The sequence below is a fragment of the Streptomyces sp. NPDC088732 genome, assembly GCF_044751205.1.
GTDB lineage: Bacteria > Actinomycetota > Actinomycetes > Streptomycetales > Streptomycetaceae > Actinacidiphila.
Genome location: NZ_JBIVLI010000001.1, coordinates 588,571 through 604,046 on the forward strand (window position 1 = coordinate 588,571; position 15,476 = coordinate 604,046).

Below are 15,476 nucleotides of genomic sequence, written 5' to 3' on the forward strand. Positions count from 1 at the left end.
GCCGGCGGCGCGGGCCCTGTCGTGCCGACTCGCGTCCGGCGGCCGGGGGGTCAGGCGTGCTGCCCGATCCAGACGGTCTTGGCGTTCATGAACTCCCGCATGCCCAGGTCGGACAGCTCGCGGCCGTAGCCGCTGCGCTTGACGCCGCCGAAGGGGATCTCGGGGTAACTGGTCGTGTTGCCGTTGATGAAGGCCATGCCCGACTGCACGTCGCGGACGAACAGTTCGCGTTCGGCCTCGTCCTCGCTCCACAGGTTCGACCCGAGGCCGTAGGGGTGCCCGTTGGCCTCCCGCAGGGCCTCGTCCAGGGAGGGCACCGTCCACACCTGCGCCACGGGACCGAAGACCTCCTCGTGGTACATCCGCATGTCCGGCGTGGTGCCGGTCAGCACGGTCGGCGGGTAGAACCACCCGGGCCGGTCCGGGCGTTCGCCGCCGAGCAGGACCGTCGCGCCCTTGGCGACGGCGTCGTCGACGTACGACTCCACGTCCCCCCGGCCGGACTCCGTGGCCAGCGGCCCGACGTCGGTGGCCGCGTCCATCGGGTCGCCCACCACCAGCGCGCCCATCTTCGCCACGAACATCTCGAGGAACGCGCCGCCGATCTCCTCGTGCACGAAGAAGCGCTTGCCGTTGATGCAGGACTGCCCGTTGTTGAGGCACCGCGCCTTGACCGCGACATCGGTCGCCCGCTCCAGGTTCGTGGAGGGCATGACGATGAACGGGTCCGAGCCGCCGAGTTCCAGGACCACCTTCTTGATCTCGTCACCGGCGATGCCGGCCACCGACCGCCCGGCGGGCTCGCTGCCCGTCAGCGTCGCCGCCGCCACCCGCGGGTCGCGCAGCACCTGCTCCACCCTGCCGGCGGAGATCAGCAGCGTCTGGAACACGTCGTCGGGGAAGCCCGCGTCGTGGAAGAGCTCCTCCAGGTACAGGGCGCACTGCGGCACGTTCGAGGCGTGCTTGAGCAGACCCACGTTGCCCGCCATCAGCGCGGGCGCGGCGAACCGCATGGCCTGCCACAGCGGCAGGTTCCACGGCATCACGGCGAGCACCACGCCGATCGGCTGATACGTCACGAACGTCCGCGCGGCGCCCACGCGCCCGGCGTCGGACTCCAGGTCCCGCAGGAGCGCGGGCCCCTCGGTGGCGTAGAACCGCAGCCCGTGCACGCACTTGACCACCTCCTCCTCCGCGGCGCGGAAGGTCTTGCCCATCTCCGAGGTGATCATCGTGCTGACGCTCTCGACCTCCTTCTCCAGACGGTCGGCCGCGTGGTGCAGCCATTCCGCCCGCTCCTCGACGCCCGTCAGCCGGTACGAAGCGGCCGCTGCCGCCGCCCGGGCGAGCTTGTCCTCGAGCTCCTCAGGGGTCAGCTCATCGAACCTCCTGAGGACCTCACCTGTCACAGGGCTCGTGGTTGCGATAGCCATGAATCCACGGTATGACCGCCCGAAAACATCAGCAATTCACCTGTTTGCGCTGGTGTCGCACCGCGGCCCGGGCACGCCGCGGGGCACTCGTCCGGCGCACCCGCCGCGGCCGCCGACCGTACCCCCGCGTACCAGTCGCCTCATCGGTTCCGTGCGTGTAGACATAGCCCTATGGCGGGCCCCAACGACCAGCAGGCCTCGCGAAGACCGCCGGCCCGGGGCCTGCGTGTTCTGCTGGCCGGACGCAGCGTCGCCGGCCAGGTCTTCCTGCTGCAGGTCGTGGTGGTGCTCCTGCTGGTCGCCGCCGCGGTGGTCGAACTCCTGGTCCAGGCGAAGCACGACAGCCGGCAGGAGGTGGGCAACCGCTCGGTGGCCGTGGCCGCCGCCTTCGCCAGTGCCCCCGGGGTCGCCCAGGCCCTGGCCTCGCCCGACCCCTCGGCGGTCCTCCAGCCGAGGGCGGAGGAGGCCCGCAAGCGCTCCGGCGTGGACTTCATCGTCGTGACGGACACCGAGGGGACCCGCTACACCCACCCCGTGCCGGACCGCATCGGGGAGAAGTTCGTCGGCGACATCGGTCCCGCGCTGCACGGCGAGGTGGTGACGGAGACCGTCACCGGCACCCTCGGACCGCTCATCCAGGCGAACGTGCCGGTGTTCGACGCCCAGGGCAAGGTCGTCGGCATCGTGTCCGCGGGCATCACCATCGCCAAGGTCAGCGGCGTGGTCAACCAGATACTGCCCATCCTGCTGGGCAGCGCCGCCGTGGCGATGGCGCTCGCCATGGGCGGCACCTGGCTGATCGGCAGACGGCTGCTGCGCCAGACCGGCGGCCTCGGGCCGCTGGAGATGACCCGTATGTACGAGCACCACGACGCGGTGCTGCACGCCGTGCGCGAGGGCGTCCTCATCCTCGACGGGGACGGGCGGCTCCAGCTCGCCAACGACGAGGCGCGGCGGCTGCTGCGGCTGCCCGCGGACGCCGAGGGCCGGCCCGTCGGCGAGCTCGGCCTGGAGACGCGTGCCCGCGAACTGCTGTCCTCGGGCCGCACGGTGACGGACGAGGTGCTGCCCGCCGGCGACCGCCTCCTGGTGCTCAACAACCGGCCCACCGACCTCAACGGCGGCCCGCCCGGCTCGGTGGCCACCCTGCGGGACGCCACCGAGCTGCGCGCCCTGTCCGGCCGCGCCGAGACGGCCAGGACCCGGCTGCGGCTGCTGTACGACGCGAGCGTGGCGATCGGCACCACGCTGGACATCACGCGCACCGCCGAGGAACTCGCGGAGGTCGCCGTCCCGCGCTTCGCCGACTACGTCACCGTGGACCTGGCGGAACCGGTGCTGCACGGCGAGGAGCCGCTGCGGCCCGGCCCGGCCGTGACGATGCGCCGGGTGGCGGTGAGCGGGGTGCGCCCGGACCCGCCGCTGGGCCCCGAGGGGCACCCGGTGGTGGTCCCGCCGTCGAGTCCCCAGGCCACCGGGCTGACGACCGGCCGCGCGGTGCTGGAGCCGTGTCTCGCGGACTCCGCGGACTGGCGGCGGCAGGACCCGGAGCGCAACGCCAAGGTCCTCTCCTTCGGCATCCACTCGCTGATCTGCGCGCCGCTGAGCGCGCGCGGCGTCCTGCTCGGCCTGGTCAACTTCTGGCGATCGCAGGAGAGCCCGCCGTTCGAGGAGGACGACCTGTCACTGGCCGAGGAGCTGGCGGCACGCGCCGCGGTCTGCATCGACAACGCCCGCCGGTTCACCCGCGAGCACACCATGGCCGAGACCCTCCAGCGCAGCCTGCTGCCGCAGAAGCTGCCCCGGCTGAACGCGATCGACGCAGCCTACCGCTACCTGCCCGCGCAGGCGGGGGTGGGCGGCGACTGGTTCGACGTGCTCCCGCTGCCGGGGGCCCGTGTCGCCCTGGTCGTGGGGGACGTGGTCGGGCACGGCCTGCACGCGGCGGCCACGATGGGGCGGCTGCGCACGGCCGTGCACAACTTCTCCGCCCTGGACCTGCCGCCGGACGAGCTGCTGAGCCACCTGGACGAACTGGTCGGCCGCATGGACCGGCCCGACGCGCTCCCGGACACCGGCGAGAACGGCGGCGAAGATGAGGGCGACGACGCGAGTGCGGTCGCGGGACGTGTCCCCGGCGGCACCGCGGTCTCCGGCGCCACCTGCCTCTACGCGGTCTACGACCCCGTCTCGGCGGTGTGCACCCTGGCCCGGGCGGGCCATCTGCTGCCTGCCCTGGTGGGGCCCGACGGCGCGGTGGACTTCCTCGAACTGCCCCAGGGACCCCCGCTGGGCCTGGGCGGGATGCCCTTCTCCGCGGTGGAGGTCGTGCTGCCCGAGGACAGCACCCTCGTCCTGTACACCGACGGCCTCGTCGAGGACCGCGAACGGGACATCGACGAGGGCCTGGAACAACTGCTCGGCGTCCTGGCGGGGCGCCGGGGCCGGGACCCCGAGGCGATCTGCGGGGACGTGCTCGACGCGATGCTGCCGCCGGACCCCGCCGACGACATCGCGCTGCTCGTGGCCCGCACCCGCGTGCTGGACGGCAGCCGCGTCGCCGAGTGGGACGTGCCGGGCGACCCGGCGGCCGTCTCCGGCGTCCGGGCGGCGGTGTCCCGCCGGCTGGCCGAATGGGGGCTCGCGGAGCTGTCCTTCACCACCGAACTGCTGCTCAGCGAGCTGATCACCAATGCCATCCGCTACGGGGCCGAGCCCATCCACGTGCGGCTGATCCTGGACCGGACCCTCATCTGCGAGGTCTCCGACGCCGGCAGTACCGCCCCTCACCTGCGCTACGCGGCCACCACCGATGAGGGCGGCCGGGGCCTGTTCCTCGTCGCCCAGTTCGCCGAGCGCTGGGGCACCCGCTACACCGCCACGGGCAAGGTCATCTGGGCCGAGCAGGCGCTCGCGGGGGTCACGCCGCCGGAGTGGTGACGCCCGCGGCCGGTGCGGCGGGCGCGGGCTCGTCGCGATGGATCGGGGTGTGCCCGCCGGTGAGCGGGACGCCGGAGCCGCCGCGCCGGTGGGCGACGATCTCGGCGGCGATGGACAGCGCGGTCTCCTCCGGGGTGCGGGCGCCGAGGTCGAGCCCTATCGGGCTGTGCAGCCGGGCGAGTTCCCCCTCCGCCAGGCCCGTCGCGCGCAGCCGCTCCAGGCGCTGTTCGTGGGTGCGCCGGGACCCCATGGCGCCCACGTACCCGACCGGCATGCGCAGGGCGCGCTCCAGCAGCGGCACGTCGAACCTGTCGTCGTGGGTGAGCACGCACACCGCGGTACGGCCGTCGACCGGGGTCCGTTCGAGGTAGCGGTGCGGCCAGTCGACGACCACCTCGTCGGCGTCGGGGAAGCGGCGCGCGGTCGCGAAGACCGCGCGGGCGTCGCAGACCGTCACGGTGTACCCGAGGAACCGGCCGGCCCGTACGAGGGCGGCGGCGAAGTCCACCGCGCCGAACACCAGCATGCGCGGCGGCGGCACCCCGGCCTCGACGAGCAGCGTGACCGGCTCGCCGCAGCGGCTGCCGTCCGCGCCGATGTGCGCGGTCGCGGTGCGTCCCGCCGCCAGCAGCGCGCGGGCCTCGGCGGCCGCCGTACGGTCCAGGCGCGGGTCGCCGAGCGTGCCCTCGTACGCTCCGCCGGGCCGCACCAGCAGGCCCCGGCCCAGCAGTGCGGCCGGGCCGCGGACGACCCTGGCCACGGCGACGGCGTCCCCGGCGACCGCGCCGGCCAGCGCCGCGGCGTAGTGCGGCTCGGCGCGGGGGTCGATCCGCTGGACGAAGACGTCGATGGTGCCGCCGCAGGTCAGCCCGACGGCGAAGGCGTCGTCGTCCGCGTGGCCGAAGTGCTGGAGCACGGGCTCTCCGGACTCCAGCACCTCCCGGCACACCTCGTAGACGGCGCCTTCGACGCACCCGCCGGACACACTGCCGACGGCGGTCCCCCCGGCGTCGACGGCCAGGGCCGCCCCGGGCTGCCGGGGCGCGCTGCCGCCGACCGCGACGACGGTCGCGACCGCGAACGGCCTGCCCTGCCCGGCCCAGCGGTGCAGTTCACCGGCGATGTCCAGCATGAATGGCGCTCCTTGACGCTCCGTCAGGTGCCCGTGAGGTGCTCGGGTCGTACCGGTACGCGTTCCAGGGGCAGCCCGGTCGCCGCGCGGATGGCGGCGACGACCGCCGGTGTGGAGGACAGGGTGGGCGCCTCGCCCGCGCCGCGCAGCCCGTACGGGGCGTGGTGGTCGGCGAGTTCGAGCACGTCGACAGGGATCGGCGGTGTGTCGAGGATGGTGGGGATCAGGTAGTCGGTGAAGGACGGGTTCCTGACCTTCGCCCCGTCGGAGACGACGATCTCCTCCATGACGGCCAGCCCCAGCCCCTGGGTGGTGCCGCCCTGGATCTGGCCGACGACCGCCAGCGGGTTCATCGCCTTGCCGACGTCCTGGGCGCAGGCGAGTTCGACGACCTTCACCAGCCCGAGTTCGGTGTCGACCTCGACGACCGCGCGGTGCGCGGCGAAGGAGTACTGGACGTGGCCGAAGCCCTGGCCGGTCCGCAGGTCGAAGGGCTCGGTCGGGCGGTGCCGCCACTCCCGTTCGATGTCGATCACCTCGTCGCCGAGGACCTCGGCGAGCGGGGCCAGCACCTCCCCGCCGTCGGTGACCACCTTGCCGCCCTCCAGGAGCAGTTCGGCCGTCGCCCACGCCGGGTGCCCGCTGCCGAACCTGGCCCGGCCCATCTCCAGGGCGCGTTCGCGCACCGCCTCGCAGGCGTGCCGCACCGCGCCGCCGGTGACGTACGTCTGCCGGGACGCCGAGGTGGAACCGGCCGAACCGACCCGCGTGTCGGCGGGGTCGATGGTGACCTGGGTGACGCCGAGCTCGGTGCGGGCGATCTGCGCGTGCACGGTGATCCCGCCCTGGCCGACCTCGGCCATCGCGGTGTGCACGGTCGCGACGGGCTCGCCGGCGACCACCTCCAGGCGGACCCGGGCGGTGGAGTAGTCGTCGAAGCCCTCGGAGAAGCCGACGTTCTTGATGCCGACCGCGTAGCCGACGCCGCGTACGACGCCCTCGCCATGGGTGGTGTTGGACAGGCCGCCCGGCAGGGCGCGCACGTCGACCGCGCCTCCGGCGCTCTCCCACTGGGCCTCCGGCGGCATCGGCATCGCCTTGACCCGGCGCAGGAGTTCGGCGACCGGCGCCGGGGAGTCCACGACCTGGCCGGTGGGCATGACCGAGCCCTGCGACATGGCGTTGAGCTGCCGGAACTCCACCGGGTCCATGCCGAGCGCGGCGGCCAGCTTGTCCATCTGCGCCTCGTAGGCGAAGCACGCCTGGACCGCGCCGAAGCCGCGCATGGCCCCGCACGGCGGGTTGTTGGTGTAGAGCGCGATCGCCTCGACGTCCACGTCGCCGACGACGTACGGGCCCACCCCGAGCGACGCGGCGTTGCCGACGACGGCGGGCGAGGAGGAGGCGTAGGCGCCGCCGTCCAGCACGATCCGGCACTTCACATGGGTGAGCCGGCCGTCGCGGGTGGCGCCGTGCTCGTAGTGGAGCTTCGCCGGGTGGCGGTGGACATGGCCGAAGAAGGACTCGAAGCGGTTGTAGACCATCTTCACGGCCTTGCCGGTGCGCAGCGCCAGCAGGCAGGCGTGGATCTGCATCGACAGGTCCTCGCGCCCGCCGAAGGCGCCGCCCACGCCGGAGAGCGTCATACGGACCTTGTCCTCCGGCAGTCCGAGGACGGGGGCGATCTGACGCAGGTCCGCGTGCAGCCACTGGGTGGCGATGTAGAGGTCCACACCGCCGTCCTCGGCGGGGACGGCGAGTCCCGACTCCGGGCCGAGGAACGCCTGGTCCTGCATCCCGACCTCGTAGTCGCCCGTGACGACGACGTCGGCGCGCCGGGCCGCCGCCTCGGCGTCGCCGCGGACGACCGGCTGCCGGTGCACGATGTTGGGGTGCGGGACATGGCCGATGTAGTGGTCGGTGCGGCCCTCGTGCAGGAGCGGCGCGTCCGGCGCGGTCGCCGTGGCCTCGTCCACCACGACGGGCAGCGGACGGTACTCGACCCGGATCTTCGCGGCGGCGCGGCGTGCCGTCTCCGGGTGGTCGGCGGCCACGATGGCAACCGGCTCGCCGTGGTGACGGACGCGGCCGTGGGCCAGGACGGGGGTGTCCTGGAGCTCCAGGCCGTAGTGCCGCACCCCGGTCGGCAGGTCCTCGTGGGTGAGGACCGCGTACACGCCCGGCTGGGCGAGGGCCGCGGAGATGTCGATCGCGACGATCTCGGCGTGCGCGTGCGGACTGCGGAGCGTGTGCCCCCACAGCATGTCCTCGTGCCACAGGTCGGAGGCGTAGGCGAACTCGCCGGTGGTCTTGAGGAGTCCGTCGGGGCGCAGCGTGGACTCGCCGATGCCGCCCCTGGTCTCGCTGCCCTGGGTGGTCGGCGTCGGGGTACGGGTCACGCCCATCGCGGTCAGCCCTCCGCCCCGGTGCGGGCGGCCGCGAGGCGGACCGCGTCGAGGATCTTCTCGTAGCCGGTGCAGCGGCACAGGTTGCCCGACAGTGCCTCGCGGATGTCGGCGTCGGTGGGCCGGGGGTTGTGCTCCAGGAGTTCGTCGGCGGCGACCAGCAGTCCGGGGGTGCAGAAGCCGCACTGCACGGCGCCTGCGTCGAGGAACGCCTGCTGGACGGGCGACAGGGCGGTGGCCGGGTCGCCGGGGCGGGCCTGCCACTGCCGGGCGGCGTCCAGGCCGGTGCCGCCGGGGGCGTTGTGCGCCGCGGGGGCGTCGCGCTCCTCGGCGTACCGCGCCAGGCCCTCGACGGTCACCACGTCCCGGTCCTGCGCCTGTCCGGCGGCGACCAGGCAGGCGCACACGAGGACACCGTCCAGGCGCACCGTGCACGAGCCGCACTCGCCCTGCTCGCAGGCGTTCTTCGAGCCGGGCAGGCCCATCCGCTCGCGCAGGACGTAGAGCAGGCTCTCGCCCTCCCAGACGTCGTCGGCCTCCTGGCGGCGTCCGTTGACGGTGAAGGTCACGCGCATCGGGTGCCCCCCGTCCCACCGCGGGCGCCGCCGCGGTACTCCTGCCATGTCCAGCCGAGGGTGCGGCGGGCCATGACGGTCAGCGCGTGCCGGCGGTAGGCGGCGGTGCCGCGCACGTCGTCGATGGGGCTGGCGCAGGCGGCGACCAGCTCCGCGAACTGCCGGGCCACGGCCGGGGGGACGATCCGGCCGTTGTCCCAGAACCCGCCCTCCTCCAAGGCCGCGTTCAAGAACTCCTCCGCGACGACGGCGCGGACCGGGGTGGGCGCCGCCGACCCGATCCCGGTGCGGACCGTGCGAGTGTCCGGGTGCAGGGCCAGGCCGAAGGCGCAGACCGCGATGACCATCGCGTTGCGGGTGCCGACCTTGGAGAACTGCTGGGGGCCGTCGGCGTTCGCGATGTGGACGGCGCGGATCAGCTCGTCCGGGGCGAGCGCGTTCCGCTTGACGCCGGTGTAGAACTCCTCGACCGGGATCATGCGGGTGCCGCGCACCGAGACGGCCTCCACCTCGGCGCCGGCGGCCAGCAGCGCCGGGTGCGCGTCGCCCGCCGGGGAGGCCGCGCCGAGGTTGCCGCCGACGCTGCCGCGGTTGCGGATCTGTGGGGAGCCCACGGTGTGCGCGGCCAGGGCGAGGCCCGGCAGCTGCCGCCGCAGGTGCTCCATGATCCGGGTGTAGGGGACGCAGGCGCCCAGCCGCACGGTCCGCTCCCCCACCTCCCACTCGTGGAGTTCTGCGACGCGGTTCAGGTCGAGCAGGACATCGGGACGCCGGTGGTCGAAATTGATCTCGACCATCACGTCGGTACCACCCGCGATGGGCACGGCCGAGGGATGCTCCGCCTTCGCGGCGAGCACCTCCTCCCAGCTCGCGGGACGCAGGAAGTCCATGCGGCGCTCTCTTCTCGTCGGGAATCGGAATGGCTCGTTCATGTCCTGTTCACGCGATGTGACTCAGTACACTTCCATGCACCCGTCCGGGTGCAGTCACCGAACACCTGAAGCACTTGGCTGGTCGGTAGGCTTGCCTTGTAGATTCCTCCGAAAATCGCGGACCGGAAACCTGTCGGCATCGCGGTGGCAACACCGACGCAATGCATCAGGCGCCACCCTGGTACCGCCTCGACCGGAGGCGTACGAGACGAGGCGACGACGATGCGGCTGCGCGCACTCCTGGACACCGATGCCCTCGGGCTGCGGCTGCTCGGCGGCGAGGAGGAGCTCGACCGCACCGTCCGCGGGGTGATGACCACCGACCTGAAGGACCCCAGCCGCTACCTGACCGGTGGCGAGCTCGTCCTGACCGGTCTGGCGTGGCGGCGGGAGCCCGCCGACTCCGAGCGCTTCGTCCGCATCCTCACCGCGGCCGGGGTCGCCGGGCTGGCGGCCGGCGAGGCCGAACTCGGCTCCGTCCCCGACGACCTGGTGCTGGCCTGCGCCCGGCACCGCCTGCCGCTCTTCGCGGTGGACGAGGACGTCTCCTTCGCCTCCATCACCGAGCACGTCGTACGGCAGGTCTCCACCGAGCGCGCGGGCGACCTGGCGGCCGTCGTCGAGCGGCACCGCCGCCTGATGGCGTCGGGCCCGGCGGGCGGCGGCCCGGACGCCGTCCTGGACCTGCTCGGCAGCGACCTGGACCTGCGCGCGTGGGTGCTGTCCACGACCGGGCGCCGCATCGCCGGCTCCGACCACCCCCTGCCCGCGCAGGTCCGCGCCGAACTGGCCGGCGAGCACCTCGCCGCGTCCCGGACCGGGCGGCCCTCACCGCACCGCGCGTACGCGGCGGGCCGCCCCTACTCCCTCTTCCCGATCCGCAGCGGGGACCCGGCGGCGGACGTCCGGGCCACCTTGCTGTCCGACTGGTTCCTGGCCGTCGACGCCGACGCCGGCGAGTGGCCCGCCGAACGGCTCGACCTGCTCCACGGCGTCACCCAGCTCATCGCCGTCGAACGCGAGCGCCGCGACGCCTCCCGCACGGTGCGGCGGCGGCTGGCCGCGGAGGTCATGGACCTGGTCCAGGCCGGCGCGCCCCCGTCCGAGATCGCCGCGCGGCTGCGGGTCGCCGCGCCCGTCCTCGCCCCGGGGCTCGGCGCGGCCCCGCACTGGCAGGTCGTGGTCGCCCGCGTCGACTGGGCGGGCGGCGGCGTGCCCTCGGGTCCCGCGGCCCAGGCGCTGCTGGAGGAGGCCCTGGTCGATCCGGCCGCCGTCGGCTCGGACCCGGCCGACCGCATCGCCGTCGCCCACGCGGGCGACGAGGCGCTGGCCCTCGTCCCGCTCTCCTCGGTCGACACCGACGGCCCCGCACCCGAGCTCTCCGCCCAGCGGCTGCTCGGCATGCTCCGCGCCCCCCTGACCCACGGCCTCGACGGCGACGGCCGCCTCACCATAGGCGTCAGCGCCGCCGTCCACTCCGCCGACGGGCTGCGCGGCGCCCTGGAGGAGGCCCGCCACGCCCGCCGCGTCGCCGCCGCCCGCCCGGGCCGGGTGTGCGTCGCGGGCCACGAGGAACTCGCCTCCCACGTCCTCCTGCTGCCCTTCGTCCCCGACGACGTCCGCCGCGCCTTCACCGCCCGCCTGCTGGACCCGCTGCGGGACTACGACCAGCGGCACCGCGCGGACCTCATCCCCACGCTGGGGGCGTTCCTGGAGTGCGACGGCTCCTGGACGCGCTGCGCGAACCGGCTGCACCTGCACGTCAACACCCTGCGCTACCGCATCGGTCGCATCGAGCAGCTGACGGGCCGTGACCTGTCCCGGCTGGAGGACAAGGTCGACTTCTTCCTGGCCCTGCGGATGAGCTGACCGCTGCCGGCCGGGCGTCAGCCCGCGCCGAGGCCGGTCAGGAACGTCGCGGCGACGAGGTCGGCAGCCCGCGGGGGGTCCACATCGGGGAACCGGTGCGCGACGGAGTCGACGAGCCCGCTGAGGACCGCCCGCGCCCACGCGGGGTCGGTGTCCGGCCGCAGGAAGCCCTCGTCGACGATGCGCTGGACGAAGGCGTCGAGGCGGGCGCTCTGCTCGTCGCGACGGGCGCTGGCCTCGGGGTCCTTCTGCATCATCCGCCGGGTGTCGACGGGCCATTCCCGGCTGACCGGGATGATCCCTTCGAGGTAGCGGTGCAGGGCCACCTGGACCGGGGCCTCGGTCAGGCGCGCCTCGTCCAGAACGCGTCCCGAGGAGTCGAGCTTGGCCTGGAAGACGGCGCTGAGCAGAGCCTCCCGGTTCGCGAAGCGGCGGTGGACCGTCGTGCGGTCGACTCCAGCGGCGGCGGCGATGGCCGCCATGGAGGTGCCCGGGTCCTCGGCCAGGAGGCGGGCGCCGGCCTGGAGGACGGCGGTCAGATTGCGTGCGGCGTCGGCTCTCATGGTCCGCCGATTCTACCGTCCGGCATCACTTGCGCCATCAAACACTCGCCGTGAGATGCAACACGTCGATTAGATGCAACATTGATGTTGCGTTTCACGGAAAACCCTCTACGTTGGAGTTGCCGCCAGGAGAGGCGCGCATCGATGGACCGATAGACCGATGGACCGACGAAACGAGGCACGCGCATGTCACGCACATGGCTGATCACCGGAGGCTCGCAGGGGCTGGGCATGGCCCTGGCCCTCGCGGCGCTGGACGCGGGCGACCGGGTGGTGGTGACCTCACGCACCCCCGGGGCGCTGGATTCCCTGCGGGCCCGGTACCCGGAGCGGCTGGAGGCGGTGGCGCTGGACGTCACCTCCGCGTCGCAGTCCAGGGACGTGGTGGCGAGGGCGGTGGAACGGTTCGGTTCGGTCGACGTGCTGGTCAACAACGCCGGTTACGCCACCACCGGCTCGATCGAGGACTTCCCTGAGGACGAGTTCCGCGCCCAGGTCGAGGCCAACCTCTACGGCGTCGTCCATGTGACCCGGGCGGTGCTGCCGGTGATGCGCCGTCAGAGGTCCGGGCACGTGGTCCAGATCTCCTCCATCGGCGGGCGCGTCGGGGGCACGCCGGGCCTCAGCGCCTACCAGACGGCCAAGTTCGCCGTGGAGGGCTTCTCCGAGGTGCTCGCCAACGAGGTGGCGCCGTTCGGGGTGAAGGTCACCATCGTCGAGCCGGGCGGCATCCGCACCGGCTGGGCCGCGGGCGCGGCGGAGCCGTCCGGCCCGGTCACTCCCGACTACGCGCCCACGGTGGGCGCGTGGCTGGCCCGGTTCGCCGAGTACGCCGGCAACGAGCCCGGCGACCCGGACCGCATGGCCCGCGCGATCATCGGCGCGGTGGACGCCGAGGAGCCCCCGCGCCGGCTCCTGCTCGGCGGTGACGCCCTGGGCATCGCCATCCGCTCGGAGGAGGGCCGGCTCGCCGAGGCCCGCGCGTGGGCCGAGGTCAGCCAATCCACGGACTTCCCCACCGCCTGACCGGCCCGGCCGGTCCCCTCTCCCCCTCTGCCCGTCCCGTACGAAGGAACCCGCACGACATGACTGTCCACGACAAGCTCTACATCGGCGGCTCCTGGGTCGCCCCCAGCGACCCGGACCTGCTGCTCGACATCCTCTCCCCGCACGACCAGTCCCTGCTGGGCAGCGTGGCGCAGGCCGCGCCCGCCGACGTGGACGCGGCCGTCGCCGCGGCCCGCGAGGCCTTCGACCACGGGCCGTGGCCGCGCACCGCGCCCGAGGAGCGGCAGGAGATCGTCCGGCGCTACGACGCGCTGCGCGCGGCACGTGCCGACGAGGTCGCCGCGGCGATCTCCGTCGAGAACGGCTCCGCGGGCTGGTTCACCAAGGCCGGCCAGCCGTTCCTGACCCGCCAGGTCGGCGCGTACCTCAAGGCGGCCGAGGAGTTCGGCTGGGAGGAGGTCGTCGAGCCGTCCGATCCCTCGGTGGCCTTCGACACCATCGTGCGGCGCGAGGCGATCGGCGTGGTCGCTGCCGTCATCCCGTGGAACTCCCCGTTCTCCGCCGCCACCGCCAAGCTCGTGCCGGCCCTGCTGGCGGGCAACACCGTGGTGCTGAAGGTCTCCCCGGAGAACTCGCTGAGCATGATGCTGCTGGCACAGCTGTGGCACGAGGCGGGTCTTCCCGAGGGCGTGCTCAGCGTCCTGCCCGCGGACCGCGAGACCAGTGAGTACCTCGTCTCGCACCCCGGTGTGGACAAGATCTCCTTCACCGGTTCGACGCGCGCCGGGCGGCGTATCGCCTCGATCGCCGGTGAGCACCTCAAGCGCGTCGGCCTGGAGCTGGGCGGCAAGTCCGCCGCGCTCGTGCTGGAGGACGCGGACCTGCCGGCCGTGACGCAGGGCCTGCGGTTCGGTTCCATGGCCAACAACGGCGAGGCCTGCATCCTGCAGACCCGCATCCTCGCGCCGCGCAGCCGGTACGAGGAGGTCGTCGCGGCGGTGAAGGAGATGGTGGAGTCGCTGAAGGTCGGCGACCCGTCCGCCCCCGACACGTTCATCGGCCCGATGATCCGCCGCGACCAGCAGCAGCGTGTCATCGACTACATCACCCTCGGCATCGAGGAGGGCGCCCGCCTGGTCACCGGCGGCCCGCAGGTCCCCGAGGGCCTGGAGAAGGGCAACTACGTCACCCCGACCGTGTTCGCCGACGTCGACAACTCCATGCGCATCGCCCAGGAGGAGATCTTCGGCCCGGTCCTGGCCGTCATCGCCTACGAGGACGAGGACGACGCGGTCCGCATCGCCAACGACTCCGAGTACGGCCTGTCCGGCGGCGTCTGGTCGGCGGACCCGGAGCGGGCGCTGTCCGTCGCCCGCCGGCTGCGCACCGGCACGGTCACCGTCAACGGCTCGCCGATGAGCTTCGACGGCCCGTTCGGCGGCTACAAGGCGAGCGGGGTGGGGCGCGAGTACGGCAAGGTCGGCCTGACCGGCTACGTCGAGCACAAGTCGATCACCCGCAGCCGGTAGCCGTCGCGCTGCCCCGGCGGGCCCGGGAGCCGGCCCGCGAGGTGGTGAAGCCGGCTCCGCCGCCGGTCGGCCGAGGTACGCGGAACATTTCGGCCGCTGCCGGCGGGGGCTCGCGCCCCGGTCCTCGCGGGGCGCGGGAAGCGCGCGGGGCGGAGGGCGCCGTGATCGATGCGTGTCCGCCCTCTTGGCGCGGCACCCCGTGCCGTGCTGGACTTCGCCCAACGGGCTCGATGACGCGCTTCGGGAGGGCAAGTGGCGGACACCGCCATGTCGGACGCAGAGGTGGGACCGGCCGAGGGCGGTGGCGCGCCACCCGACGTGGCGCGGCTGCGCGGGCGGGGCTGCTGGACGGAGGCCGCGGCGCTGCTGGCGCCGTACGCCGCCGAGCGTCCGGAGGCCGCCACGCGGCGGGCGGCACTGCTGATCGAGCGGTGCCTGTTCACCCTGGACGGCTGGGCGGAGGCCGAGGACGCGCTGCGCACGGCGGAGGCCCTGGCCCGTACCGACAACGAGCGCGGCGAGGCCTCCTGCGAACGGGGGAACCTCGCCTACCTCGTGACGCTCTTCGGGCCGCGGGACCGCGCGGACGAGGCACGGGCGGCCCTGATGCGCAGTGCCGCGCTGCTGGAGCCCGGTGCGCCCGGACGGCCGCTGCTGGACTTCCGGCGGGGCCTGGTGGCGGAGCGGCTGGGCGACGACGCCACGGCGGCCAGGGCCTCCTACCTGCGGGCGCAGGCCGGGGCCGAGGCGCACGGCGATCCGCTGCTCACCTCCCACATTCTCGGCCGGCTGGCCGGACTCGCCGCCCGCGACGGCGATCGCGCCGCGGCCCGGCAGGGTTTCGCGGAGTCGCTGCGGCTGCGGGTGGAGACCGGGTACCTCGTCGGGACCGCCCCGGCCCTGGCCGCGCTGGCGACCGTGGAGCCCGAGCCGGAGGCGGCCCGGCTGCGCGCCGAGGCCGCACGGCTGTTCCGGCTGCTCGGCGGCGTACCCGTGTGGCTGGCGGAGAGCCTGGACGGCGAGGCGGTCGCGTAGGCGCGGGCGCCTCGCGAGAGGCGCCGACACGCTTACGGGCGACCGCGGTTCAGGG

The 15,476-nt window shown here is 73.9% G+C and carries 11 protein-coding genes; 5 read left to right on the top strand and 6 right to left on the bottom strand.

Annotated features, from left to right (window positions below):
- Positions 1 to 50: 50 nt before the first annotated feature.
- Positions 51 to 1,433 (bottom strand): NADP-dependent succinic semialdehyde dehydrogenase, encoded by a 1,383-nt coding sequence (locus ACIP9H_RS02530; RefSeq protein WP_401957045.1) that lies wholly within the window; start codon positions 1,431 to 1,433, stop codon positions 51 to 53.
- A 171-nt stretch (positions 1,434 to 1,604) separates the two neighbouring features.
- Here ACIP9H_RS02530 and ACIP9H_RS02535 point away from each other — a divergent pair, with 171 nt between their 5' ends.
- Positions 1,605 to 4,373 carry a SpoIIE family protein phosphatase gene (locus tag ACIP9H_RS02535; RefSeq protein WP_401957048.1) on the top strand — a complete coding sequence of 923 codons (2,769 nt, stop codon included), beginning with the start codon at positions 1,605 to 1,607 and terminating at the stop codon, positions 4,371 to 4,373.
- Here ACIP9H_RS02535 and ACIP9H_RS02540 read toward each other — a convergent pair.
- Genes ACIP9H_RS02540 through ACIP9H_RS02555 form a run of 4 tightly spaced genes read right to left on the bottom strand, consistent with a single transcriptional unit; the run spans position 4,354 to position 9,375 of the window.
- Entirely contained in the window at positions 4,354 to 5,505 is a 1,152-nt protein-coding gene (locus ACIP9H_RS02540; RefSeq protein ID WP_401957051.1) for an XdhC family protein, read from the bottom strand. The two genes, ACIP9H_RS02535 and ACIP9H_RS02540, sit on opposite strands and share 20 nt — an antisense overlap.
- 23 nt (positions 5,506 to 5,528) lie before the next feature.
- A complete protein-coding gene (pucD, locus tag ACIP9H_RS02545; RefSeq protein WP_401593423.1) occupies positions 5,529 to 7,910 on the bottom strand; it encodes a xanthine dehydrogenase subunit D in 2,382 nt (793 codons plus the stop codon).
- A gap of 5 nt (positions 7,911 to 7,915) precedes the next feature.
- A complete protein-coding gene (locus ACIP9H_RS02550) occupies positions 7,916 to 8,485 on the bottom strand; it encodes a (2Fe-2S)-binding protein (RefSeq protein ID WP_401593421.1) in 570 nt (189 codons plus the stop codon).
- The gene (locus ACIP9H_RS02555; RefSeq protein ID WP_401593418.1) at positions 8,476 to 9,375 is read right to left on the bottom strand and encodes an FAD binding domain-containing protein; all 900 of its coding nucleotides are present in this window, start codon (positions 9,373 to 9,375) and stop codon (positions 8,476 to 8,478) included. Before ACIP9H_RS02555 ends, ACIP9H_RS02550 begins: the two co-directional genes overlap by 10 nt.
- A 264-nt stretch (positions 9,376 to 9,639) precedes the next feature.
- Here ACIP9H_RS02555 and ACIP9H_RS02560 point away from each other — a divergent pair, with 264 nt between their 5' ends.
- The gene (locus ACIP9H_RS02560) at positions 9,640 to 11,286 is read left to right on the top strand and encodes a PucR family transcriptional regulator (RefSeq protein WP_401593416.1); all 1,647 of its coding nucleotides are present in this window, start codon (positions 9,640 to 9,642) and stop codon (positions 11,284 to 11,286) included.
- 17 nt (positions 11,287 to 11,303) lie between these two features.
- On the opposite strand, the gene ACIP9H_RS02565 is transcribed toward ACIP9H_RS02560, so the two are convergent.
- A complete protein-coding gene (locus ACIP9H_RS02565) occupies positions 11,304 to 11,849 on the bottom strand; it encodes a TetR/AcrR family transcriptional regulator (RefSeq protein WP_401593413.1) in 546 nt (181 codons plus the stop codon).
- Between the two features lie 186 nt (positions 11,850 to 12,035).
- Between ACIP9H_RS02565 and ACIP9H_RS02570 the strand changes: the two genes are divergently transcribed.
- From ACIP9H_RS02570 to ACIP9H_RS02580, 3 genes are all read left to right on the top strand, one after another.
- Positions 12,036 to 12,875 (top strand): oxidoreductase, encoded by an 840-nt coding sequence (locus tag ACIP9H_RS02570; RefSeq protein WP_401593411.1) that lies wholly within the window; start codon positions 12,036 to 12,038, stop codon positions 12,873 to 12,875.
- A gap of 59 nt (positions 12,876 to 12,934) precedes the next feature.
- Positions 12,935 to 14,386, top strand: coding sequence for an aldehyde dehydrogenase (locus ACIP9H_RS02575; RefSeq protein WP_401593408.1), 1,452 nt, complete (start codon positions 12,935 to 12,937; stop codon positions 14,384 to 14,386).
- Between the two features lie 252 nt (positions 14,387 to 14,638).
- A complete protein-coding gene (locus ACIP9H_RS02580; protein ID WP_401593406.1) occupies positions 14,639 to 15,421 on the top strand; it encodes a hypothetical protein in 783 nt (260 codons plus the stop codon).
- Positions 15,422 to 15,476 lie beyond the last annotated feature (55 nt).

Coding starts and splice junctions, on each gene's coding strand:
- ACIP9H_RS02530 (WP_401957045.1), bottom strand. CDS start 1,433: ATGGCTATCGCAACCACGAGCCCTGTGACAGGTGAGGTCCTCAGGAGG.
- ACIP9H_RS02555 (WP_401593418.1), bottom strand. CDS start 9,375: ATGGACTTCCTGCGTCCCGCGAGCTGGGAGGAGGTGCTCGCCGCGAAG.
- ACIP9H_RS02570 (WP_401593411.1), top strand. CDS start 12,036: ATGTCACGCACATGGCTGATCACCGGAGGCTCGCAGGGGCTGGGCATG.
- ACIP9H_RS02535 (WP_401957048.1), top strand. CDS start 1,605: ATGGCGGGCCCCAACGACCAGCAGGCCTCGCGAAGACCGCCGGCCCGG.
- ACIP9H_RS02560 (WP_401593416.1), top strand. CDS start 9,640: ATGCGGCTGCGCGCACTCCTGGACACCGATGCCCTCGGGCTGCGGCTG.
- ACIP9H_RS02575 (WP_401593408.1), top strand. CDS start 12,935: ATGACTGTCCACGACAAGCTCTACATCGGCGGCTCCTGGGTCGCCCCC.
- ACIP9H_RS02565 (WP_401593413.1), bottom strand. CDS start 11,849: ATGAGAGCCGACGCCGCACGCAATCTGACCGCCGTCCTCCAGGCCGGC.
- pucD (WP_401593423.1), bottom strand. CDS start 7,910: ATGGGCGTGACCCGTACCCCGACGCCGACCACCCAGGGCAGCGAGACC.
- ACIP9H_RS02540 (WP_401957051.1), bottom strand. CDS start 5,505: ATGCTGGACATCGCCGGTGAACTGCACCGCTGGGCCGGGCAGGGCAGG.
- ACIP9H_RS02550 (WP_401593421.1), bottom strand. CDS start 8,485: ATGCGCGTGACCTTCACCGTCAACGGACGCCGCCAGGAGGCCGACGAC.